The organism is Synechococcus sp. J7-Johnson (genome assembly GCF_024345795.1).
Taxonomy (GTDB): Bacteria; Cyanobacteriota; Cyanobacteriia; order PCC-6307; family Cyanobiaceae; genus Regnicoccus_A.
Window position 1 is genome coordinate 1 of sequence record NZ_JAGQBU010000016.1, and the last position, 19,751, is coordinate 19,751.

Below are 19,751 nucleotides of genomic sequence, written 5' to 3' on the forward strand. Positions count from 1 at the left end.
AAAAATAGCTCAATGCCAGGATAAAATAATCTGAACGCTCTACATCTGATTTCAGCGCTGCTGAGATCAGTTTTGTTCAAAAGCCACCTTGGGGTGGCTTTTTTTGTGCGTAGCGTCAGGTAGCGCTCGGGTTTGGGCTAGCGCTGGGGGCTGGTGCCTGCGCTCCTCGGCTCATGCCGCTGACAGGCTGGTAGGGACCGTTTAGGCTGAAAATGGTGCTTACCTGCTTGGCAAGACTTGGATGCTTCGGAAGCCGATCAAAGTGTAGGGCGTGCTGGGTGGTGGATGAAACTGTTCATGCGTCGCATTTGGTGGTCTTGTCGACTCTGGAATCACTTTGGCTGCGTTGATCTAAGTGCTGCTTTTGCTTATCACACCCTTCAATCCTTCTTTCCGGTCCTTCTGATTATTCTTTCGCTTGCAAGTTGGGTCTTAGGGCGAGACGAAGGATTGACTGGCCAAATCCTCGATTGGACATCCCAGCTATTACCGGATTCCGCTCAGCGGGTTGTGCAATCGACCTTGGTACAGCTTTACAGGCAACGTGGTGGGGCGGGCTTCCTAGGTGTGGTTGTGTTGTTGATTACCGCCAGCAATGCCTACCTCAGCCTGCAGCGCGGCACTGATCATCTCTGGTCCCTGCGCTTTGAAAGGGATTCTCGTGCCCGGGGAGCGATGGCATCCCTGCCCGTTGTTCAGAACATTTTGGTCGTGGCCAGGCGGTTCCTGATGCTGCGGGTAAAGGCCACGATGTTCTTGCTGGCCGTCGGCAGCTTGTTCGTGATGGATCAGTTGACCGTCAACCTTCGCTTGATGGGCTTTGAAACCTGGCGTGGATTAACGGCCGCACCGCTTGCGTGGGTGTACCGCTACCTGTTCCCAGTATCGGCGCTGGCTGATTTGCTGGTGTCTTTGCTGATTGCTTCATTGGTGTCTCTTGGTCTGCTGCGGTTATTGCCTTCCCGGCGGATCACTTGGCACTTGCTCCTGCCAGGCTCAATGCTTGTTGGATCTGCGTATACCTTGCTGAATATTGCCGTTGGGCGAAGTATCGTTTCTCTGGGCACCCGCTTTCAGGCGTATGGATTGATCGGTGGGGTACTGGTGCTGACTCTATGGGTGTGGCTGTTGGGGCTGATTTACTATTTTGGCGTGGCCTACAGCGTGGTGTTAGCAACCGCAGGTCCAATGACGGCCGAAAGCTTTGGGCTTCGCCTTGGCCTCATTCAGGAACCTCCTCCTGAGGAGAATCCCAATGACCTGCCAACTTGATGCATCTACGGAGATCCGCACCCGCCTCTCATTCAACAATGGGCGTGAATGGGCGACGATGATGGAGTGTGTTGATCCTGCGGTGACCAAATCAAGCCTTGCCTTGCGTCCACTCCCCACAGCACTCCTGCTTTTGTGCGCTGGTGTTGGCGCCTGTGTCGTGGGGACGTTCTTCACCCTGACTTTGGTTCCAGTGCTCATGGCGGCTGGCCTCATCGCTGCTTTTCTGGTTGGCGCCCTTGTCTGTGCCTGGGCTGGAGTAGAGGCGCTTGCTGCTCTTGAGCGCTGGTTGGAGCGTGATTCTCGCTTTCAACGCTGATGAACCGGCAGTTGCCCTGGTTCTTGATCCTGTTGGCTGGTCTGCTGCTGGTTGCTCCCACCCCGCTGAGTCGGCTGTTGCTCGACCTGCTGGGCGGACTGACCCTGGCTGTCCTGCTTCTGCCCTTGCTTCTGGCTGGAGCTGGTGCCCTTGCCTTTCAGCTCCTGAGACGGCGGGTGCGCACTTGTACGGTCTGCGGTCTCAGCAGCATGGCCACGACCACCTGCCCCGCTTGTGGTGCCCCACTTCCGAGTGCTGACGCCTCCTCTAGAACCCACAACACCCAGTCTGGTCCGGTTGATCAAGCGCTGCCTAAGGTCTTTACGAGTTGGTTATGGCCAGAAGGTGTAGTGCCCTCTGAAGAGGCCTCCAGTTATGATAATCTTGATGTGAGCGATGTTACTATTGATGTTGAGTCGAAAGATGTTGACTCTCGCTGAGAGTTGGCAGACCCAGATGAAATTAGCCAACTCCAATTTAGCAGGCTCTGGTCTTCAGCCTGATTGGCGGCCTGTTGATGAGGGCTCAGTGGATATCGGATTGATCAGCTCTTGGTCGAGATGCCTCGGCTGATCTCCAATAGGCGTCGTTCCCTCAGAAACAAAAAGAATGGAGCCGCAAAGGCGAAGGCGATCGTTACGCTGCTAAGCAATACGAGCCAGAGTCCGCGCATTTTCAATCGGCGTGTTTCGCTGACGATCCAGATCGTTACGGCAGTCGCTCCGATCAGCAGATCTCGAGACAGAGATCGGGCCGCGGGGTTGGCGTTGGCCAACTCGATGAACTGAGCCAGGTTGAAGGCATCGCCGTAGTCGCGAATGAATTGAACGTTGGCCAGCCAGGGGAAGATGGCACCAAACACTGCCAGGGAGAGGTAGATCCACTGCAGCCAGGGTGTGTGCATCATGGACGTGTTGAGCCCATCAGTAACAGTGGCTTTGTCGCTGGACATGGAGCTGTCTTGATGGTTCGTTGGCGTCATGCTCAGGATTCCAAGGAAATCAGGTCTAGCTCCTCAACCTGCTGTTGCACTTGCTGGAGGACCTGCTCACAGCGATCGGCGTAGGCCACGGCTTGTCTGTAAAGCCCGGCCATTGCCTCCACTTCCAGTTCTTCCGATTGCAGTGCTGCCAGGGTGAGATCAAGGGCCGTGCGGCTCTGGGCAAACGTCAATTGCTGTGTCTCCTTCAGCCAGTTGTCTTCGATCGGATCCTGGGACGGCGGCTGACGCTTGCGGTTGCTCATGGTTCTCGGTGCTCGTGACGACGCTCGGTGACGCGGGCATCTGCGGTTCCATCCAACCACTGAACCCGCAGGCTCTGGCCTATTTCCACCTGCTCGATTGAGCGCAGCAGCTGGCCGGCTTCTCCGCGGACCAGACAGAATCCACGCTTGAGCAATTGTCTGGGTGAGAGAGCCTCCAGTAGCTGCAGGCGTTGCTGCAGATGTGCTTGCTGCAGCTGCAATACCGCCTGGGGGTGAAGTTGCTTCAGCAGCATGACCTGCGCGGCCAGCTTTTGTTGTTCGCGCTCCACTCGCCAGCGCAGGGTCTGTCGCACCTGCTGCTGCCGTTGCCGTAGCTCCTGGCGCAGAGTGCGCTGGTCGGGGAGCAGTGCCACGATTGCCGCCGTGGGTGTAGCGGCCCGGTAATCAGCCACCAAATCGGCGATCGTGGTGTCGTCTTCGTGGCCAAGGCCGGTGACTACCGGCAGGGTCATGGCCGCCAGGGCCAGAGCCACCTCTTCGCTGTCGAACACGGCGAGGTCTTCGCGGCTGCCGCCGCCTCGAGCCAATACCACCGCTTCGATGCCGAGGCGCTTGGCAGCCTGGGCTACCAGCTCGAGGGCCGTGCAGATGCTGGCCTCAACGGCGCCCTGTACGGGGATCGGTATCACCAGGACCTTCGTGGCTGGCCAGCGTTCGGCGGCGGTACGCAGCATGTCGGCCAGGGCGGAGCTGGGGCTGCTGGTGAGAAGTGCGATCACCGCAGGGCATTCAGGCAGGGGCCGCTTGCGGGATGGATCAAAGAGGCCGCTGCTCTCGAGGCGTTCCCTGACACGCTCGAATTGGCGGAGGACGCTGCTAAGGCTGGGACGTATGTCGATGGCCTGGACGCAGAGACTGGCGCGTGCCCCCCAGAAATTGAGCTTGCCTACGACGATCACCCCATCACCATCGGCTGGTGTGAAGGTCAGGCGCGGCAGCTGTGACGCCCAGACCACTGCCGAAATCGAGGCGGTCTCATCCAGCAGCGTCATCCAGAGGTGGCCTTTCTTCAGCTGCGGGCGCGACACTGTGGCCTCCAGAAGAAAGCGGGGGGCGAAGCCTCGCTCCAGCAGGGTGCCGATCGAGCGGTTCAGGTCAGTGACGCTGTAACGAGGCAGGGGCTGGCCACTGGTGTCAGCTGCCAGCTCTGGGGCACCGGTGGAAGTCACACGGGTCAATGCTCCAGCCGTCCGTAGCAGTAGCCCCAGTAAAGGCTGATCGCCGAGGCCGTCAGAAAGAGCAGGCGGCCGATCGGGTGGTCGAAACGAATCAGCCCCGTAGTGGCGATCACCAGGGCCGTGCTCAACAGGCGTGAGCCATCACGCCTGTTCTTGACGAAGAACGGAGCCAAAGGCACGATCTGTCGAGGGAATCGATAAGTCTGGCTGACGGCTCAGACGATCCATGGCATGGAGTCTGTGCCTTCAGCGACAACAGGAACCGAGATGGCCCCAGCCACTGAAAACCCCACCGCCTCCACCTGACGGAGACGATGGGGTTGCCTGAGCGAACCAAAGCTGAAAGCCGAGTTGGATCCCGGCGGTTCAACCCAGACCGATCTGAGAGAGAATGCCTTGGCCGGTGAGCAGTTCGGTGGCCAGGCCGATCACGAAACCGAGCATGGCCAGGCGGCCGTTCCAGGTTTCAGCAAAGTTGACGAAACCAAAGCGGGGTTGGGTGGCGTCAGACATGGGTGTATCCAGTGGACCGTCAGATCGTAACGAATCTTGGAGCTGTCTTGACGCCTGGCCGAAGTCAATGACGGTGTTCGGATTTCCCGCCTATGGATCGGCCGGCTTCCAGGCAGGCTCTTTCCCGTCCCTGATCGCTTGCTTGGCGAAGGGCAGGCAGCCGCCGCCTTGTGGGAGCGCCGACCCTGTTTGGCTGTGGAAGCTCCAATGACCAGCGTTCCCGTCGGCACACGACGACGGCGTCTGCAACGGCAGTTGTCCGCTCCACTACCCAGCAGCCCGGACTTGGTCCTGGTCACGGATCTCGATGGCACGCTGCTGGAGGGGACCATTGCCGGTCGCCTGAAGCTCTACGACTGGCTGGGATCGCGCCGGGAGCAGGTCCTGCATGTGTTCTGTACGGGCCGTGACCTTGGCTCGGTGGCCCGCTTGCTGAGGCAGGAACCGCGGCTGGGGCTCGGGGCTCCCCACCTGGTGATCAGTGATGTGGGCTGCACGGTGGCCTGCGGCGCCAGCCTCGAGCTCGTGCCACTGGCGGTCGATCCGATCGAGCGTCGCTGGCAGGGGCTGCAGCAGCGGCTCGAGCCCCTGCTGCGCGGGCAGCCAGGCCTGAGTCCCCAGCCCATCAGTGTCGATCGACGTCTCGCCTACGACTATGACCCTGGGAGTTTTGACCATGGTTTGGTGCCCCGTCTGGAGGCCGAGGGTGTCGACTGTCTGCTCTCCGGCGGTCGCTACTTCGATGTTCTGCCAGCCGGGGTCAACAAGGGCTCCACCATGCTGGAGCTGTTGAACTGGCTGGAGTTTGACCCGCGGCGGGTGGTGACAGCCGGGGACAGCCTCAATGATCTGGCCATGTTTCAGACCGGCCTTGCCGGGATCATGGTGGGCAATGCCGAGCCAGCCCTGCGTCGCCATCTGCCCGCCTTGCCAGCCACCTTCGCCGCGGCTGGCCATGGCTGCGATGGCATCGTCGAGGGGCTCCACCACTTCGGTTTCGCCCATCTCTTCGACTGACTCATGGCCCACCGGTCGACCCCTTAGTGCTGCGGGCCTGGGCCCGGCTTGTGGCGGCAGTGGGCACCGCCTGAGCCGGATCATCGGGCCAGGGATGTCTGGGGTAGCGCCCCCGCAGCTCCCGGCGCACCTGGGCGTAGCTTCCCCGCCAGAAACCTCCCAGGTCCTGGGTGATCTGCACCGGCCGTCTGGCTGGGGAGAGCAGATGCAGGCTCACCGGCAGCTCACCCTCCAGAACTCTGGGCCCTTCGCTGAGACCGAACAGTCCCTGAAGTTTCACGGCGAGCACAGGCTCGCCACTGCCGTATTCCAGTCGGGCCCAGCGTCCGGTAGGAAGCATGACCTGATTGGGGAGCAGGCGCTCCAGCTCCTGGCGTTGCTCCCAGGCCAACCCTCTCCAGAGTCCCTCCTTCAGGTCGAGCTGACGAAGCTCGTCCAGGGCACGCAGGCCGCTCAGCTGATCCCCCAGCCACTGCTCCAGATCTCGTTCCAGTGCGAGCTCGCTGCGATCGGGCCAGGGCGCACCCCGGCGAGCATGGGCCAGGTTGAGCCGGTGTTGCAGTTCACGGCTGTCCCTGTCCCAGGGCAGCACCCCCAGACCGAGCGAACGGATGCCTTCCAGCATTGCCGCCAGCACAGCCGCTTCGGGTGGATTGTCCCAGGGGCGACGCTCCAGCACCAGGGCCCCGAGTCGCCGCTCGATGACGGTCCTCACCCTGCGCTCGGCTGGCTGCCAATTCACCAGCGGCAGCTGGCAGCCCTGCTCGGCCTGGAGTGCCTCCAGGATCTGGCGCGACAGGGGCAAGGCCTGCAGGATGCGCACGTCGCTGCCGCTGTTGTCCACCGCGGCCACCGCCAGCACGGTGTGGCTCGCCAGGGGGTCGTGGGTCGGCAGTTGGGCGCCCCGGCCACTGCGCATGAGGAAGCGACCCTGCCCCTCGAGGCGTGCAAGGGCGATCCGCTCTGGATAGGCACAGCTCAGCAGCAACGCCGCTGTCTCAGCCTCTGCCGGAGAGGAGACGATTGCTCGGGGTGTGGTGGCGGCTGATGCTCCTGCGCGGTCAGGCCCGCGATTCCCCTGCAACTGTTGCTGGAGCTGCCGGCAGAGCTGCCTGATTGTGCCGCGCCGGGGGTCTGGGCGGTCCTGGCGGAGCCAGTCGAGGCGGGCCATCAGATCGGCGCCTGCCCCCTGGCCCGCCAGAGGGTCGCGTTCATTGAGCAGCGTTGCCAGCTCGCAAGCCAGCTGCGCCCTCCCCAGGCGCTGGCCCTCCAGCAGCATGTGAGCCAGGCGGGGATGGAGTCCCAGCTGGGCCATGGCACGGCCATGGGCGGTGAGGATCCCCTGCAGGTCGACGGCACCCAGCTGCGTGAGCACCTCCAGACCCTGACGCAGGGTGGCCTGCGGCGGCGGGTCCAGCCACGTCAACGTTTCCCCGAGGCCGGCCCCCCAGCGGGCAAGCTGCAGCACCAGCGGCAAGGGGTCGGCCTCCAGTAACTCGGGCGGGTCGTAGGCCGGCCGCTGTTGCTGTTCCGCGGCCGACCAGAGCCTCACGCAGCGGCCGGGTCCCAGGCGACCGGCCCGTCCCCTGCGCTGCTCGGCGCTGGCCAGGCTGGCGGGCAGGGTGACCAGCCCGTCCATGCCGGTGCGGGGATCGAAGCGGCTGCGCCGACTCAGGCCACTGTCGACCACCAGGCGAACCCCCTCGATCGTGAGGGAGCTTTCGGCGATGGAGGTGGTGAGAACCACCTTGCCGCCCAGGTGATGGCTGGCGCCGATGGCACGGCTCTGGGCCGCCAGGGACAGTCCACCGTGCAGGGCGTGGAGCTCTGCCCGCTGGCCCCAACTGGTGGATTCGATCGCCCGCAGCGCCTGCTGGATCTCCCGTTGGCCCGGCAGAAACACCAGGGCCGTACCGGCCTCGCCTTCGTCCTGCAGCCAGTGGCTCTCCAGGGCACGCACCACCTGGCGGTCCAGAGGCTCCCGCTCCCGCGGCGGTTGGTGGTGCAGCTCCACGGGATGGCTGCGTCCCTCGCTGCTGAGCACCACCGCCTCCGGCAGCTGCTGGCTGAGGGGTTCGAGGTTGAGTGTGGCCGACATCACCAGCAGGCGCAGCTGGGGATTAAGCAGGGCACGGGCCTCCCGCAGCAGGGCCAGGGCGAGATCGGCGTCGGTGCGGCGCTCGTGGAACTCATCGAAGATCACCGCCACCACGCCGCTGAGGGCCGGGTCGTCCTGAAGGCGGCGCAGAAACAGTCCGTCGGTGAGCACCTCCAGGAGGGTGGTTTTGGAGCAGCGCTGCTCCAGCCGCACGCGATATCCGACCGTGGCGCCCACCGGCTCGTCGAGGGCATCAGCCAGGCGGGTTGCTGCGGCTTTGGCTGCAAGCCGACGCGGCTCGAGCATCAAAATGATTCCCACCTCGCCGTTGTCTGAGGCCAGGTGCTGCAACAGGGCCAGCGGGACGCGGGTGGTTTTGCCAGCCCCGGGCGGGGCCTGAAGAAGAAGGGTGCCGCCGGGGGGAAGTTGGTGCAGGATCTCCGGCAGAAGCGGGTCGATCGGCAACGCTTCCCCGTGGCGGCTGCAGGGGAAGCCCATGGAGTTCAGCGGGGGGAGATGGCTCCCGCCGGCGAAGCCATCTCGAGAGTTTCTTGACAGCTCAGCCGAGGAGCCGCAGAACGATGGCCAGCAGGGCGGTGCTGAGCAATCCCAGGGAGGCCAGCAAGCGCACAAGCGGCCCGACGGACAGGCCCAGAGAGGACATGAAGAAAATCGGAAGAAGTGGATACTGCAGTTTTAACGCCGCCCGGTGGGGTGGTTGGTGTTGATGGCCACGTTTCGTCGCCACACGTTGGAATGACCACAGATCCGAAGCGCCGCCGATCAGCGCACGTGACGGGCCCCATCCACCGGGTGGTATGCCTCTCCGGTGGTTTCCTCGTAGACAATCGCCGGCAGACCTGTTTCGAACATGGTTTGCAGGGCCTCCTTGAGATACGGGTTCCAGCCACCTGTGCTCACTTTGCCGTGGCGGACGGTCCAGTCCCAGGTGCCCTGCAGGTCGCGGGGGATTCGACCTTCCCGGTCGCGACGGGCTACCAGATCCTGCGACTCCACCAGCCCCACCAGGATCGGGTCCTTGCCGTAGGCAGGAGTCAGGCTCAGTTCCAGACGAATCGGATCGTCCTTGATCAGGTGAAGGCGGAAGCGGGGCGGCAGCTTCAGGCCACGCAGCACAGCCGCCACGATGCGTGTTTTCTGATCCAATTCTCGGCCTCCGCCAGAACTCGGGTTCGCCAACCGGTTGTACCAGCCGGACGGGTCGCTCCAAGATATGAAGGGGCCGGATCAGTCGGACTGGGCCGGAAGCCTGGTGGAGTCGTTGTCGCCACCGAAGCGCACTGTGAGCAGATCCTCGGATGTGATCTGCCCATCGGCATCAAGCAGCTCGGGGTGGATGGTGAGCCTGCCGGTGCGGTCTCCATTCGCTTCAGGATCGTCAGCCGGGAGTGGACCCATGGGTGCGGATGAAGCTGTATCACCCGGGCGAGGCACAGCTGAAAAGCCCCTGGCCATCACCTTGAAGGCTTGCCAGAGCAGCAGCAGCACGCAGGCGCCGTAGAGGATCGGAAAGATCTGAGACAACAACTGTGCCATCGGCGGCTCGGCGGTGCTGGGGGAATCCCGTTCACACCCTCATCATTGCCTGGATGTGGCTCCCTGAGCGATCTTCCAGGCCCAAAGGCTGCTGCAAGCGGCACCGAAGGCAAGAAAAATCAGCAGAAACGAACTGGTATCCATGGATTTCTGTAAATCTTTGTAAACTCTAGGTGGTTGCCAGGCCCTCTGGGTGGATTGACCCGCTGCACTTCGTCACACCTTGGCGGCTGACCGGCCTTTCGTGCAGCCCGCCATTGCCGTTACGGTCCAAAAAACGAGAGCACTCCTGACGTGATGACGAAGAACTTCTTCTGGCATCGGTCCCTGCGTCCTGTACTGCCCTTGGCCCTGCTGCTGGGAACCCCGCTGCTACCGGTCGCTCCCCTCCTCGCCCAGGCCAGGCCTGCGGCTGCGGCGTCCCTGTCTCGCCAGTCGTTCGTGGCGGATGCCGTGCGCCGCTCAGGGCCCGCGGTGGTCACGATCGACACCGAGCGCACCGTGGTTCGCCCGGGCAGCGGCGGACTACCGCCTGGAATGATGCTCGATCCATTCTTCAGGCGCTTCTTCCCCCAGGCCCAGCAGCCGAGTCAGCGCACGGAGCGTGGCCAGGGCAGCGGCGTGATCTTCCAGTCCGATGGGCTGATCCTCACCAACGCCCATGTGGTGGAGAAAACCGACAGGGTCTATGTAGGGCTCAAAGATGGCCGGCGCACGGAGGGGAAGGTGATCGGCCTGGACAACGTCACCGATCTGGCTCTGGTGCGGCTGATGGAGCCAGGCCCGTGGCCGGTCGCCCCTCTGGGCAATTCCGATGCTCTTCAGGTGGGTGACTGGGCGATTGCGGTAGGGAACCCCTTTGGCCTCGACAACACGGTGACGATGGGCATCATCAGCAACCTCAACCGCAACGTGGCCAAGCTGGGCATCACCGACAAGCGGCTGGATCTGATTCAGACGGATGCGGCGATCAATCCGGGCAATTCCGGTGGCCCCCTGCTCAACGCCGACGGTGAAGTGGTGGGGATCAACACGCTGGTGCGCTCTGGTCCGGGGGCAGGCCTGGGCTTTGCCATCCCGATCAACCGGGCTCGAGAGATCGCCACTCAACTTCTGGCCACAGGCCGGGTCAGCCACCCGATGATCGGAGTCGGGCTCGATAATCTTCCCCCCGAAATGAAGCGCAGTCTCAATGGGGGTGCGCTGGTGCGTTCAGTGATGCCCGGAGGCCCGGCCTCAAGAGCCGGTCTGCGCAGTGGAGACGTGATCGTTGCGGCGGCAGGCAAGCCGGTGAACGGTCCGTCTCAGATGGTGGAAGCGGTGGAGGCCAATGGTGTGGGACGGCCGATGGCGCTCAGGGTGATGCGTGGCGGGACCCCGGTTCAGCTGGAGGTGGTGCCTACCGGCATGCAGAGTGGGGGAGGCCAAGCCAGGTAAGCACCAGCGTGAAGCCCACGCAAACGAGGGGATGACCATGGGGCCCATGGACTCCCCTCCTCTGCACTGAATCGGGACGAAACCCTCGCTCCGGTTCAGAGCACATCCATTGAGCCGTTGACTTTCGTCTGGGAGGAGCTGTCGACGGAGGTTCCGGCAGCGGACTTTGCCATCCCTCCGAAGTGACCCGGGTTTCCCAGCTGCTGGCGCATGATCCATTCCGTAGCAGCTTTCTGGGTATGCCAGGCCTGCAGTAACTGCTTGGCCAGACCCCGCAGCGACTGGGGGTCCCCAGTGGAATCGATCATGCGGGTCATGCGCTCCAGCTCAAATTGTTGGCCGAGGCTGAGGGCGAGCGGTTCGGACATACGAGGCATCGCGACGGGGCAGTGAAGCCACACCAATGCTACGAAGTGTTTCGGGTGCTCGCGTATCGACCGGTACAGAGTTACCGGTTTTTTGTCAGCGTCTGCCCATGGGGCAGGCGCTGGCGGAAAGCCTCAGTGGTGCTCCCGAAGCTGCTCCACGCAGTGGGTGATGCACTCGCCATCGTCGAGGGAGCAGGTGGTGATGCACTCGAAGTAGCTCTCCACCGAATCACCGCCTTCATCGTGGCCGAAGCTGGCGGCAGTGGTTGTCATCATCAGGCCTGCAGCAGGTTGCAGAGAGCCTGTTCCGCCTGGGCTGGCAAAGGGATGGCCGAAGGAATTGGTCATGCGCCGGACCTGGGGAATGGGGATATGGTCAGGATATGGAGATCATTCCGGTGGGTCCAGATAATTGAGTCTTCTTACCTACTGAAGGATGAAGTTGTTTGTGCTTGCTTTAGAGATTCTGCTGATTCAAGGCTGAAGGCTGCTCTTGGCCGATCCGTTCAGCTGCCGGAGCGGGCGCGGCGCCCCTGGCTCTTGTCTTTCTGCTTCTGCCGGTTGGCCTCCTGGCGGGCCTGTTTCACCCGGTCCTGCTGGGCGCGGTTTTCGGCTTCGGCCTCTTCAGCTTTTTTCTCAAGGTAATAGGGGTAATCGCCGCGGTACAGCACCAGTTCGCCGTCCCGCACTTCCACAATGCGATTGGCCACCTGGGAGATGAAGTAGCGGTCGTGGGAGACGATCAGCGCGGCCCCTTCGTAGTCCTGCAGAGCTGACTCCAGCATCTGTTTGGCGGGAATGTCGAGATGGTTGGTGGGTTCATCCAGCACCAGCAGGTTGGAGGGGGTCAGCAGCATCAGCGCCAGGGCCAGACGGGCCTTCTCACCGCCGCTGAGCTGGCCCACTTCCTTGAACACGTCGTCGTTGCTGAAGCCGAAATTGCCCAGAAGCGAGCGCACCTGGGTCTGGGTCCAGTCGGGCACGGCCTCGAAGAGGGTGTCGACGACAGTGCGCTCGAGATTGAGGGCTTCGGCCTGGTTCTGCTCGAAGTACCCCGCCACCACGTTGTGCTCACCCAGGCCGGCCCGGCCCCCGTCAGGGGCTTCCAGCCCCATCACCAGGCGCAGCAGGGTGGATTTGCCCGCCCCGTTCGGACCGACGAAGGCGATGCGATCCCCCCGCTCCACCTCCAGATCGGCGCCCAGAAAGAGGATCTTCTCCCCGTAGCTGTGGGTGAGGTCCTCGATCAGGGCCACCTGGCGCCCCGAGCGAGGTGCTGGCGGGAACTGAAAGCGGGGGCCTGAGAGTCCCTCGAGCGGGGCCTCGATCCGCTCCACCTTCTCCAGCAGCTTCTCGCGGCTCTTGGCCTGGGTGCTGCGGGTGGCGCTGGCGCGGAAGCGGTCGATGTAGGCCTGCTGGCTGGCCAGTTCCTTCTGCTGGCGATCGAAGGCGGCCTGACTGGCTTCCCGCTCCAGGGCCTTCTGCTCCAGGTGCTGGCTGTAGTTGCCCAGGTAGGTGCGCGAGACGCCCCGCTCCGTTTCGACGATCAGATTGCAGACCCGATCGAGGAAGGCTCGGTCATGGCTGACTACCACCATGGGGACCTCCTGCTCAAGCAGATACCCTTCCAGCCACTGGATGGTCTCCACGTCCAGGTGGTTCGTGGGCTCATCCAGCAACAGCAGGTCCGGATCCTGCAGCAGGATCTTGCCCAGGGCGATGCGCATCTGCCAGCCGCCGGAATATGCCCCCACCGCCTCTTCGGCCCCCTCGGGGGTGAAGCCGAGGGTGGGCAGCAGTTTGTCGATGCGAGCATCGAGCTCATAGCCGTGCAGTGCTTCGAAGCGGCTGTGAAGCCTGCCCAGTTCATGGATCAGCTCATCGAGGTGGTGGGGATCGCTCGCCGCCTGATCGCTGGCCATCTCGTGCTCCACCTGATGCTGGCGGATCAACACGTCGGCAGCCTCGCCGAAGGCCTGGAACAGCTCCTCACGAACGCTGCGCTCCAGATCCACGTCAAACTCCTGGCGCAGGTAAGCGATGCGGGGATTTCCCTGGCGCACCACCTGGCCCGTGCTGGGTTCCTCCAGGCCGGCGATCAGTCGCAGCTGGGTGGATTTACCTGCCCCATTCACCCCCACCAGACCGACCCGGTCCCCGGACTTGACCTCCCATGTGACATCCCGCAGCACCTCGCCGGTGGGGTAGATCTTTGAGACACGTTCCAGACGGAGCACGGTTTGGGCGGATCGGCTGTGAAACGTCATCATCTCCGCTCGGCCCGATCGCGGTGGCTTGATCCATCCCCAAAGGGCGGATCCGATCGGCTGCGGGGCAGACTGACAAACCCATCCCCCCACCTCACTTGATGGTGAAACGTCTTGAGCAGGTGGCGGCGCTTGTGGTGGCAGCTGGACTGGCGATCGTGAGCTACTGGCTGTTCTTCAGCTGGGCCCAGGGTGGCCGTGAGCTGCGCCAGACACCTCGTCAGGTTCCTGCCATCCAGGCGGAGCCAGCCGCCCCCGGCGGCCGGCGGCTGCCCTGAGCAGAGCGAGGGACGACCCTCCTTGGATTAGAGCCCGCCGCGGGCCTTGATCAGCCACTGTTTGCTGTCCAGATCGTCGAGGGAGGCCAGATGCTCCCGAACCGACGCCTCGGTGACGGGGAGATCGAAGTCGGCTCCCATGGCGATGATCCGCTCGATCGTGCCTTTGGGGTCCTGCAGTGCCTGGCGGAACAGGGACTGGGTGAGGGCCTCATCGGAGCGAATCCGCTCGTAGAGCGCGGCGGCATTGGCCGCGGCGGCCGGTTCGGGCGGGTGCTCGGTCATGGGTGCGGGCCTGGCGGTGGCTGCCGGAGCTGTCTGATTGGCACCTTATGGCGGCTCTTCAGTGGTAGCGAGCATTTGTTGGCTGTTGTTGGTTGTTGGAGGTGTCACCACGACCGGCGCCGACTCAGGCTGCTGGAATAACCCCAGAGCTGGCTGGGCAGGCTCCGGAATTGATCATTGGGGCAATTCGGTGTCGGCATCGAGGATCAGCACAACCTCGACCTCGCTGACGACAAGGCCTTTGTTGATCGAATCCCCTTTGCCTCAGTGCTCCAAGAGGAGCAGCCGCAGGCTGGAATGATTCCTGGATCGGCGCAGTCGTCCCTCGCTGTCGAAGCCGTAGGCCAGGCTCGCCAGGGTGTTGTCCCCGGAGCCGTCGCCAGACATGACGGACCAGCAGGAGGATGCCCAGTGCCTGGAGGCTGTCGTAGCTCACCATGACTGCCTTGGGGGATGGCCCCCTGTCCTGGTCTTGGCATGCTGCCGCTGACCCATTGGCCAATGGGAGTACCCAGCTCGAAGGGCGTTCAGGCAGCCTGCGGCGGCTTCACTGATTCGCTCGATTCGGGACCGGCGGCGGGGCTCTCCAGGCTTCGGGCCTCCAGGCAGAGCAGCTGGCGCAACTGGGCGTAATTGGCGGCCAGGGGCTGGCGCCCCTCCTGAAGGGCGTTGAACTCGGCGCGTTGCAGCACGTGATGCAGATGGGTGAGCAGGTAGGTGCTGATCACCGCCGAAACTTCGACATTGCTGGAGCCGGCCGCGCGCGCGCTGGGGGTCCCTGGGGAGCCTTGACGCTCCTTTGTGCGACGCGGCTTCGGGGTCTGTCCCGCCGCCGACGTGAGCGCGCTGTTGGGCATGGCTCGTGCTCGGAGCGTCTCAATCTTAGTGCCGGATACTATCCGTTGGGATCTCTGTACACTGGTGTGTAACGCGTGGGATCTGATCCGCTGTGGCCACTCGCCAGACCTCCACGAGTGGCCGCCCCAAGTCCCCCCGTATTCAGGTGGTGCTGCCTGAGGGGCTCTGTGACCGCCTCACCGCAGCGGCCGAGGCCGAGTCCCGCACCGTCAGCAACATGGCCAAGGTGCTGATCCAGCGGGGACTCGACAGCCTTGAGCAGGCAGTGGCTCCGCCCTCCCCGGGGATGGGCGAGCGCGCCAGCGGCACCGGCAGGCCCACCGAACGCTTCCGCGAGGTCCTGGAACGCCAGGAGAGCAGGCAGCCCCGCCGGCTGCGGGGGCTGCCGCGGAGTCTGCGGTTGCCCCGCTCCAGCGCCTGAATGCTCTCCCAGCAGTTCAAAGGCTGGGATCGGCCCTGACTCCCATCACCGCTGCCCGACTGGCCCCAGTCACCGAGGGCAGGGCCCCGGCATGCCGATGCTGGTGCCACCAGGCGAACAGGGCAAAGCCAAGGGCCTCACGGGCGGCCTCATCAAGGCCCAGCTCCGCCAGCGGGCGTACCCACAGTCCCCGGCAGCGCCGCCTGAGCTGATCCATCAGCATCCCGTTGCGGGCTCCGCCTCCGGCCACCACCAGCTCCAGCGGCCGCGGCCCATGGCGCAGATCGGCTGCTACCACCGCTGCGCTGAAGGCTGTGAGGGTGGCCAGAGCATCGGCGGGCTCGAGGGGGGCTCCAGCGGCCACCGCCCGCAGCTCAAGCTCCACGAGGCGCCGATCCAGATCCGGCAGGCCGAAATCTTCCCGGCCGGTGGATTTCGGCGGCGGTAGCTGGAAGAAGGGCTCCCTCAACCACGACTGGATCAGCTCCTCCTGCACCGTGCCCCGACTGGCCCAGGCTCCCCCTTTGTCGTAGCTGAGGTTGCCATGGCTGAAGCGGCTCACTGCCAGATCAATCAGGCTGTTGGCCGGGCCGCAGTCCCAGCCGCGTACCGGCTGGTGGCGCTCCGGTCCCTGGGCTGGCGGCAGCAAGGAGAGATTGGCGATCCCTCCGAGATTGAGCACAGCGCGCCAGCCTCCGATCGGTGGCAGCAGGGCGTCATCCGCCGCTGGCACCAGCGGAGCACCGTGGCCCCCCAAGGCCAGGTCGGATGCGCGCAGATCGAACACCACCGGCCGCTCCAGCAGCTGGGCCAGCAGTGGCCCCTGCAGCAACTGCCAGCTGGCACCACGCCGTCCCCCCTGGGGTGCCCGGTGCCAGATGGTCTGGCCATGGCAGCCCACCAGCTCGGCGCGGCCGTCTGGATCACAGCGGCGGGCACACTCGGCCTGCGCTTCGCTGACGGCTTCGGCCAGATCCAGCAGCGCGGACGCCGCCAATGGCTGACCCTGCCCCACCGCGATCAGCTGGGCCCGCAGATCGCTGGGGTAGGGATAGAAGTACTGGTTGAGCACACGCCAACGGGGGCGCGCCAGAGGGGGCTGGAAACTGGCGAGCACCGCGTCCACCCCATCGGCGCTGGTGCCGCTCATCAGCCCGAGCACCAGGCTGGGCCGCCCAGGGACCCTCACAGCTGGGGCAGGCCTTCGAGCGCCTGAACAGTTCCCATCACCACCAGCAGATCCCCTTCGCTGAGCACGTGCGAGGCCGGTGGATTCACCGAGAGCCGGTTCTCCGGACCGGCGGCCAGAACGCTCACCTCATAGTTCTTGCGCAGGTTCAGATCGCGCAGGGAGCGACCGATGAAGGCCTGGGGCACCTTGATCTCCTCAATGCTGTTGCGATCGTCGAGCCTGAGCCGCTCCAGCAGGTTGGGGCGCACCAGCTGACGGGCCAGCTGCTCCCCCTGCATGCGCGAGGGGAACACCACCTTGTCGGCCCCCACCCGGCGCAGCATCTTCTCGTGCAGATCGCTGGTGGCCCGGGCGATCACCTGCTTCACCTTGCTGCCCTCACTGTCTTTGACGATCAAGGTGGCTGTGATGCTGGCAGCGATCGGCTCGCTGATGCCCACCACCACAGTGGTGAGGTCGAGAACGCCCGCTTCCCGCAGGGCCTCTTCATCGGTGCAGTCGAGGGCGCGGGCCTCGATGGCTGGATCGACCTGCCGCAGAGCGTCAATGGCGCGCTGATCCCTGTCGATCGCCAGCACCTCGGCGCCGCAGCGCACCAGCTCCTTGCAGACGGCTGTGCCGAAACGCCCTACCCCGATCACCGCGAAACTGTCCGGTGCGGCCGTTCCGGCTCCTTGCCAGCGCCACCAGTTGGTCATCAAGGCTCATCTGTGTGCGGCGCCATTCTGTGGCCCATGCCCACCGGTCGCCGCTCGGCCTGACATCTGCCTGCGACTGGCCAAAAAAAAATCCCGCCGCAGGCGGGAGAGAGGGGGGTGCGAAAAGCCAGCTGGCAGGCCGTGGCCACTCAGGCTGGCTGATTATCACTTGTTCGGCTGGGGGGTCATGCGCAGGTAGGGCTTGATCTCGGTGACTCCCTTGGGGAACTTGACGCGGGCGTCCTCGGTGGCGATCGAGGGCACCACCACGCAGTCCTCACCATCTTTCCAGTTCACCGGTGTGGCCACCTGGTGGTGGTCGGTGAGCTGCAGCGAATCGATCACCCGCAGGATTTCAGTGAAATTCCGACCGGTGCTGGCGGGGTAGGTGATCTGCAGGCGCAGCTTCTTGCTGGGATCGATGATGAAGACCGAGCGCACCGTCAGATTATTGAGGGCGTTCGGGTGGATCATGCCGTAGAGATCGCTGACCGTCTTGTCGGAATCGGCCAGGATCGGGTAATCAACGACGGTGCACTGGGTTTCGTTGATGTCGGCGATCCAGCCCTTGTGGCTTTCGGCCGAATCCACGCTCAGGGCGATCGTTTTGACGTTGCGCTTCTCCCACTCGGGGCGCAGGCGTGACACCTCGCCCAGCTCGGTGGTGCACACCGGGGTGTAATCGGCCGGATGGGAGAAGAGCACGACCCAGCTGTCGCCGGCGAAGTCGTAGAGGTTGATCGGACCCAGTTGGGACTCCTGGGTGAAATCGGGCACTGTGTCGCCGAGTTGCAGCGTCATGGGAAAAAGCTTGTTGGGAGGGAGAGGAAAAGGATTGTGCGGGAAGGGGCGCGCTGCCGCGGCCGCATCCCTGCCTGGTACAGGTTAGGCACCGGAGGGCCTAGATCCCGAACTGTCTGCAGACCAGCCAGGGGACCAGAAGGGTCATCACCACGGTGAGGGGGAATCCGTAGCGGGCCACATCGAGGAAGCGATAGCGGCCCGGTCCGAACACCATCAGGTTGGTCTGATAGCCCACCGGGCTGAGGAAGCTCTGGCTGGCGCCGAACAGCACCGTGAAGATGAAGGCCATTGGCGGCAGGCCGAGGCCGATGGCGACTTTGGCCGCAATCGGAATCACCATTGCCACTGTGGCCGCGTTGCTCATCACCTCCGTGAGCAGGGTGGTGAACAGGAACACCCCGGCGAGGGCCCAGAAGATCGGCCAATTCTTCAGGCCGATCAGCAGGGACTTGGCCATCGCTTCGGCCAGACCGGTCTTCTCCAGTGCAACACTGAAGCTGCCCAGCGATCCGAGCAGAAGGATCACATCCAGCCGGATCGAGCGCAGCAGTTCCCCGGTGCGGAGGCAACCGGTGGCCACCATCGCCACGGTGCCCAGCAGCACCGCCGCCACCAGGGGCAGCAGCTTCAAGGTGGGCAACACGATCACCAGGACGGCGATGACCATGGCGATGCCCTTGCGGCTCACGGTGGGCAGATCGTCTTCGATCTGCTCGAGGACCACCAGGTCATTGTTGGCCTGAAGACCGCGGATGGCGTCCTGGGGTCCTTGCAGCAGCAGCACGTCGCCCTCCCTCAGGGTTGCCCTGCCAAGCCGCTCGCGCAGTACCTCATTGCCGCGGCGCAGGGCCAGAACGGTGGTGTTGTAACGCTGGCGGAAGCGCAGATCGCGCAGGCTTTCCCCGGCCAGGGTCGAGCCGGCGGGCAGGAGCACCTCGACCATCCGCAGATTGGCCAAGGACTGGGACGCCAATTCGGCTTCTTCGGATTCAGGAACAGGAGCAAGAACAATGGTGTGGTCCTGCTGCAGCCTGAGCAGGTCGTCCCGGGTGCAACGCAGCACCAGGCGATCCCCCTCCAGCAAGCTGCGGTCGGCCAGCGGTGGGGTGAAGCGCTCCGCATTCCGATGGATTTCGAGCACGTCGACGTCGAAACGCCGCTGCAGGCGCGTGCCATGCAGGGATTTCCCCACCAGCTCGGAGCGCGCGGGGATCATCACTTCGGTGAGGTATCCGCTGCTGCTGAAGCTGCGCGCCAGGTCGCGATCGTCGCTGCCGCGATCCGGCAGAAAGCGGTCGGAGAGCAGCACCATCACCAGGCTGCCCACCAGCCACACCCCGATTCCGATCGGTGTGAAGCTGAACAGGTCGAAAGCGCCGTAACCCAGCTTGCTGCTGACTTCGCTGGCCAGCAGGTTCACCGAACTGCCGATCAGCGTCAGCGTGCCGCCCAGAACCGTGGCGAACGAGAGCGGCAGCAGCACCTTCGAAGGCGAGATTCCGCGGCGATGGCACCAGCCCTCGACCACGGGCAGCAAGGAGGCCACGATCGGGGTGTTCGGCACGAAGGCGGAGACCGGTGCCACCAAGGTGGTAAGCAGCACGATCATCCGCTTTGGGGTTCGCACCGAATCGGAGCCGATCATCCCTCGCAGTCGATCAAGGCCGCCGGAGCGAAACAGACCCGCCGAGAGCGCGAACAGGCCCAGCACGGTGAGCAGAGCAGGACTGCCGAATCCCTCCAGGGCTTCAGCGGGTTTGAGCACTCCTGTGGCCATCAACAGACCGGCGACCAGAAGACCCGTGACTTCTGGGGCAAGCCAGCCGGTGATGAACAGCACGATCGCCAGGGCCAGCACCATCAGGGTGATCAGGGCCTGGGGCTGGAGGGCGGCCTGAAGCAGGTCGTCCATGGACGTAATCC

At 64.0% G+C, this 19,751-nt stretch carries 24 protein-coding genes; 6 read left to right on the top strand and 18 right to left on the bottom strand.

What is annotated here, in order from left to right; translation table 11 throughout:
- The first annotated feature begins 237 nt into the window (after positions 1-237).
- Entirely contained in the window at positions 238-1,272 is a 1,035-nt protein-coding gene (locus KBY93_RS09445; RefSeq protein ID WP_255094090.1) for a YihY/virulence factor BrkB family protein, read from the top strand.
- On the top strand, positions 1,256-1,591 hold the full coding sequence (locus tag KBY93_RS09450) for a glypican (RefSeq protein WP_255094092.1): 336 nt from the start codon (positions 1,256-1,258) through the stop codon (positions 1,589-1,591). Before KBY93_RS09445 ends, KBY93_RS09450 begins: the two co-directional genes overlap by 17 nt.
- A 544-nt stretch (positions 1,592-2,135) precedes the next feature.
- Here the strand turns inward: KBY93_RS09450 and KBY93_RS09455 are convergent.
- The 5 genes from KBY93_RS09455 to KBY93_RS09475 all read right to left on the bottom strand — a co-directional run bounded on the left by KBY93_RS09455 (position 2,136) and on the right by KBY93_RS09475 (position 4,548).
- Positions 2,136-2,498 (bottom strand): DUF2834 domain-containing protein, encoded by a 363-nt coding sequence (locus KBY93_RS09455; protein ID WP_255094093.1) that lies wholly within the window; start codon positions 2,496-2,498, stop codon positions 2,136-2,138.
- A gap of 77 nt (positions 2,499-2,575) precedes the next feature.
- On the bottom strand, positions 2,576-2,836 hold the full coding sequence (gene xseB, locus KBY93_RS09460) for an exodeoxyribonuclease VII small subunit (RefSeq protein ID WP_255094094.1): 261 nt from the start codon (positions 2,834-2,836) through the stop codon (positions 2,576-2,578).
- Entirely contained in the window at positions 2,833-4,035 is a 1,203-nt protein-coding gene (gene xseA, locus KBY93_RS09465) for an exodeoxyribonuclease VII large subunit (protein WP_255094095.1), read from the bottom strand. Before xseA ends, xseB begins: the two co-directional genes overlap by 4 nt.
- The gene (locus tag KBY93_RS09470; RefSeq protein ID WP_255094158.1) at positions 4,032-4,214 is read right to left on the bottom strand and encodes a hypothetical protein; all 183 of its coding nucleotides are present in this window, start codon (positions 4,212-4,214) and stop codon (positions 4,032-4,034) included. Before KBY93_RS09470 ends, xseA begins: the two co-directional genes overlap by 4 nt.
- A 187-nt stretch (positions 4,215-4,401) precedes the next feature.
- Positions 4,402-4,548: a chlorophyll a/b-binding protein gene (locus KBY93_RS09475; protein WP_006172180.1), complete on the bottom strand. Its 147-nt coding sequence runs from the start codon at positions 4,546-4,548 to the stop codon at positions 4,402-4,404.
- 285 nt (positions 4,549-4,833) lie between these two features.
- Between KBY93_RS09475 and KBY93_RS09480 the strand changes: the two genes are divergently transcribed.
- On the top strand, positions 4,834-5,565 hold the full coding sequence (locus tag KBY93_RS09480) for an HAD family hydrolase (RefSeq protein ID WP_255094096.1): 732 nt from the start codon (positions 4,834-4,836) through the stop codon (positions 5,563-5,565).
- 1 nt (position 5,566) lies between these two features.
- On the opposite strand, the gene hrpB is transcribed toward KBY93_RS09480, so the two are convergent.
- The 3 genes from hrpB to KBY93_RS09495 form a co-directional block, all read right to left on the bottom strand.
- Complete coding sequence (gene hrpB, locus KBY93_RS09485) at positions 5,567-8,161, bottom strand: ATP-dependent helicase HrpB (protein WP_255094097.1); 2,595 nt, start codon at positions 8,159-8,161, stop codon at positions 5,567-5,569.
- Positions 8,162-8,446: 285 nt separating this feature from the next.
- Positions 8,447-8,830, bottom strand: a complete 384-nt coding sequence (locus KBY93_RS09490) for a hypothetical protein (protein WP_037979909.1) — start codon at positions 8,828-8,830, stop codon at positions 8,447-8,449.
- A gap of 81 nt (positions 8,831-8,911) precedes the next feature.
- Positions 8,912-9,220: a DUF2973 domain-containing protein gene (locus KBY93_RS09495; protein WP_255094098.1), complete on the bottom strand. Its 309-nt coding sequence runs from the start codon at positions 9,218-9,220 to the stop codon at positions 8,912-8,914.
- A 297-nt stretch (positions 9,221-9,517) separates the two neighbouring features.
- Between KBY93_RS09495 and KBY93_RS09500 the strand changes: the two genes are divergently transcribed.
- Complete coding sequence (locus KBY93_RS09500; RefSeq protein ID WP_255094100.1) at positions 9,518-10,657, top strand: trypsin-like peptidase domain-containing protein; 1,140 nt, start codon at positions 9,518-9,520, stop codon at positions 10,655-10,657.
- Between the two features lie 95 nt (positions 10,658-10,752).
- Here KBY93_RS09500 and KBY93_RS09505 read toward each other — a convergent pair whose 3' ends face one another.
- From KBY93_RS09505 to KBY93_RS09515, 3 genes are all read right to left on the bottom strand, one after another.
- Complete coding sequence (locus KBY93_RS09505) at positions 10,753-11,025, bottom strand: hypothetical protein (protein ID WP_255094159.1); 273 nt, start codon at positions 11,023-11,025, stop codon at positions 10,753-10,755.
- A gap of 132 nt (positions 11,026-11,157) precedes the next feature.
- The gene (locus KBY93_RS09510; protein ID WP_255094160.1) at positions 11,158-11,373 is read right to left on the bottom strand and encodes a hypothetical protein; all 216 of its coding nucleotides are present in this window, start codon (positions 11,371-11,373) and stop codon (positions 11,158-11,160) included.
- A gap of 158 nt (positions 11,374-11,531) precedes the next feature.
- A complete protein-coding gene (locus tag KBY93_RS09515; RefSeq protein WP_255094102.1) occupies positions 11,532-13,295 on the bottom strand; it encodes an ABC-F family ATP-binding cassette domain-containing protein in 1,764 nt (587 codons plus the stop codon).
- Between the two features lie 98 nt (positions 13,296-13,393).
- On the opposite strand from KBY93_RS09515, the gene KBY93_RS09520 reads away from it, so the two are divergent.
- A complete protein-coding gene (locus KBY93_RS09520) occupies positions 13,394-13,570 on the top strand; it encodes a hypothetical protein (protein WP_255094162.1) in 177 nt (58 codons plus the stop codon).
- A 27-nt stretch (positions 13,571-13,597) separates the two neighbouring features.
- Here the strand turns inward: KBY93_RS09520 and KBY93_RS09525 are convergent, their stop codons facing one another.
- The 3 genes from KBY93_RS09525 to KBY93_RS09535 form a co-directional block, all read right to left on the bottom strand.
- A complete protein-coding gene (locus KBY93_RS09525) occupies positions 13,598-13,855 on the bottom strand; it encodes a hypothetical protein (RefSeq protein ID WP_255094103.1) in 258 nt (85 codons plus the stop codon).
- Between the two features lie 264 nt (positions 13,856-14,119).
- Positions 14,120-14,242 (bottom strand): hypothetical protein, encoded by a 123-nt coding sequence (locus KBY93_RS09530; protein ID WP_255094104.1) that lies wholly within the window; start codon positions 14,240-14,242, stop codon positions 14,120-14,122.
- A 140-nt stretch (positions 14,243-14,382) separates the two neighbouring features.
- Positions 14,383-14,712, bottom strand: a complete 330-nt coding sequence (locus KBY93_RS09535) for a hypothetical protein (RefSeq protein WP_255094105.1) — start codon at positions 14,710-14,712, stop codon at positions 14,383-14,385.
- 92 nt (positions 14,713-14,804) lie between these two features.
- Here KBY93_RS09535 and KBY93_RS09540 point away from each other — a divergent pair, with 92 nt between their 5' ends.
- The gene (locus KBY93_RS09540) at positions 14,805-15,134 is read left to right on the top strand and encodes a ribbon-helix-helix domain-containing protein (protein ID WP_255094107.1); all 330 of its coding nucleotides are present in this window, start codon (positions 14,805-14,807) and stop codon (positions 15,132-15,134) included.
- Positions 15,135-15,150: 16 nt separating this feature from the next.
- Here KBY93_RS09540 and KBY93_RS09545 read toward each other — a convergent pair whose 3' ends face one another.
- From KBY93_RS09545 to KBY93_RS09560, 4 genes are all read right to left on the bottom strand, one after another.
- Positions 15,151-16,299: an anhydro-N-acetylmuramic acid kinase gene (locus tag KBY93_RS09545; protein WP_255094155.1), complete on the bottom strand. Its 1,149-nt coding sequence runs from the start codon at positions 16,297-16,299 to the stop codon at positions 15,151-15,153.
- Positions 16,300-16,319: 20 nt separating this feature from the next.
- Positions 16,320-17,024, bottom strand: a complete 705-nt coding sequence (locus KBY93_RS09550; protein ID WP_255094108.1) for a TrkA family potassium uptake protein — start codon at positions 17,022-17,024, stop codon at positions 16,320-16,322.
- A gap of 165 nt (positions 17,025-17,189) precedes the next feature.
- Positions 17,190-17,825, bottom strand: a complete 636-nt coding sequence (locus KBY93_RS09555) for a peroxiredoxin (RefSeq protein ID WP_255094110.1) — start codon at positions 17,823-17,825, stop codon at positions 17,190-17,192.
- Between the two features lie 100 nt (positions 17,826-17,925).
- Positions 17,926-19,740, bottom strand: coding sequence for an SLC13 family permease (locus tag KBY93_RS09560; protein WP_255094111.1), 1,815 nt, complete (start codon positions 19,738-19,740; stop codon positions 17,926-17,928).
- Positions 19,741-19,751 lie beyond the last annotated feature (11 nt).

What these genes read in the sequence shown, in the direction of transcription:
- KBY93_RS09450 (WP_255094092.1), top strand. Translation starts at nt 1,256, where the DNA reads ATGACCTGCCAACTTGATGCATCTACGGAGATCCGCACCCGCCTCTCA.
- KBY93_RS09510 (WP_255094160.1), bottom strand. Translation starts at nt 11,373, where the DNA reads ATGACCAATTCCTTCGGCCATCCCTTTGCCAGCCCAGGCGGAACAGGC.
- KBY93_RS09475 (WP_006172180.1), bottom strand. Translation starts at nt 4,548, where the DNA reads ATGTCTGACGCCACCCAACCCCGCTTTGGTTTCGTCAACTTTGCTGAA.
- KBY93_RS09560 (WP_255094111.1), bottom strand. Translation starts at nt 19,740, where the DNA reads ATGGACGACCTGCTTCAGGCCGCCCTCCAGCCCCAGGCCCTGATCACC.
- KBY93_RS09495 (WP_255094098.1), bottom strand. Translation starts at nt 9,220, where the DNA reads ATGGCACAGTTGTTGTCTCAGATCTTTCCGATCCTCTACGGCGCCTGC.
- KBY93_RS09525 (WP_255094103.1), bottom strand. Translation starts at nt 13,855, where the DNA reads ATGACCGAGCACCCGCCCGAACCGGCCGCCGCGGCCAATGCCGCCGCG.
- KBY93_RS09555 (WP_255094110.1), bottom strand. Translation starts at nt 17,825, where the DNA reads ATGACGCTGCAACTCGGCGACACAGTGCCCGATTTCACCCAGGAGTCC.
- KBY93_RS09550 (WP_255094108.1), bottom strand. Translation starts at nt 17,024, where the DNA reads ATGACCAACTGGTGGCGCTGGCAAGGAGCCGGAACGGCCGCACCGGAC.
- KBY93_RS09455 (WP_255094093.1), bottom strand. Translation starts at nt 2,498, where the DNA reads ATGATGCACACACCCTGGCTGCAGTGGATCTACCTCTCCCTGGCAGTG.
- KBY93_RS09505 (WP_255094159.1), bottom strand. Translation starts at nt 11,025, where the DNA reads ATGTCCGAACCGCTCGCCCTCAGCCTCGGCCAACAATTTGAGCTGGAG.
- KBY93_RS09500 (WP_255094100.1), top strand. Translation starts at nt 9,518, where the DNA reads ATGACGAAGAACTTCTTCTGGCATCGGTCCCTGCGTCCTGTACTGCCC.
- KBY93_RS09515 (WP_255094102.1), bottom strand. Translation starts at nt 13,295, where the DNA reads ATGATGACGTTTCACAGCCGATCCGCCCAAACCGTGCTCCGTCTGGAA.
- xseB (WP_255094094.1), bottom strand. Translation starts at nt 2,836, where the DNA reads ATGAGCAACCGCAAGCGTCAGCCGCCGTCCCAGGATCCGATCGAAGAC.
- KBY93_RS09520 (WP_255094162.1), top strand. Translation starts at nt 13,394, where the DNA reads ATGGTGAAACGTCTTGAGCAGGTGGCGGCGCTTGTGGTGGCAGCTGGA.
- hrpB (WP_255094097.1), bottom strand. Translation starts at nt 8,161, where the DNA reads ATGGGCTTCCCCTGCAGCCGCCACGGGGAAGCGTTGCCGATCGACCCG.
- KBY93_RS09530 (WP_255094104.1), bottom strand. Translation starts at nt 14,242, where the DNA reads ATGTCTGGCGACGGCTCCGGGGACAACACCCTGGCGAGCCTGGCCTAC.
- KBY93_RS09535 (WP_255094105.1), bottom strand. Translation starts at nt 14,712, where the DNA reads ATGCCCAACAGCGCGCTCACGTCGGCGGCGGGACAGACCCCGAAGCCG.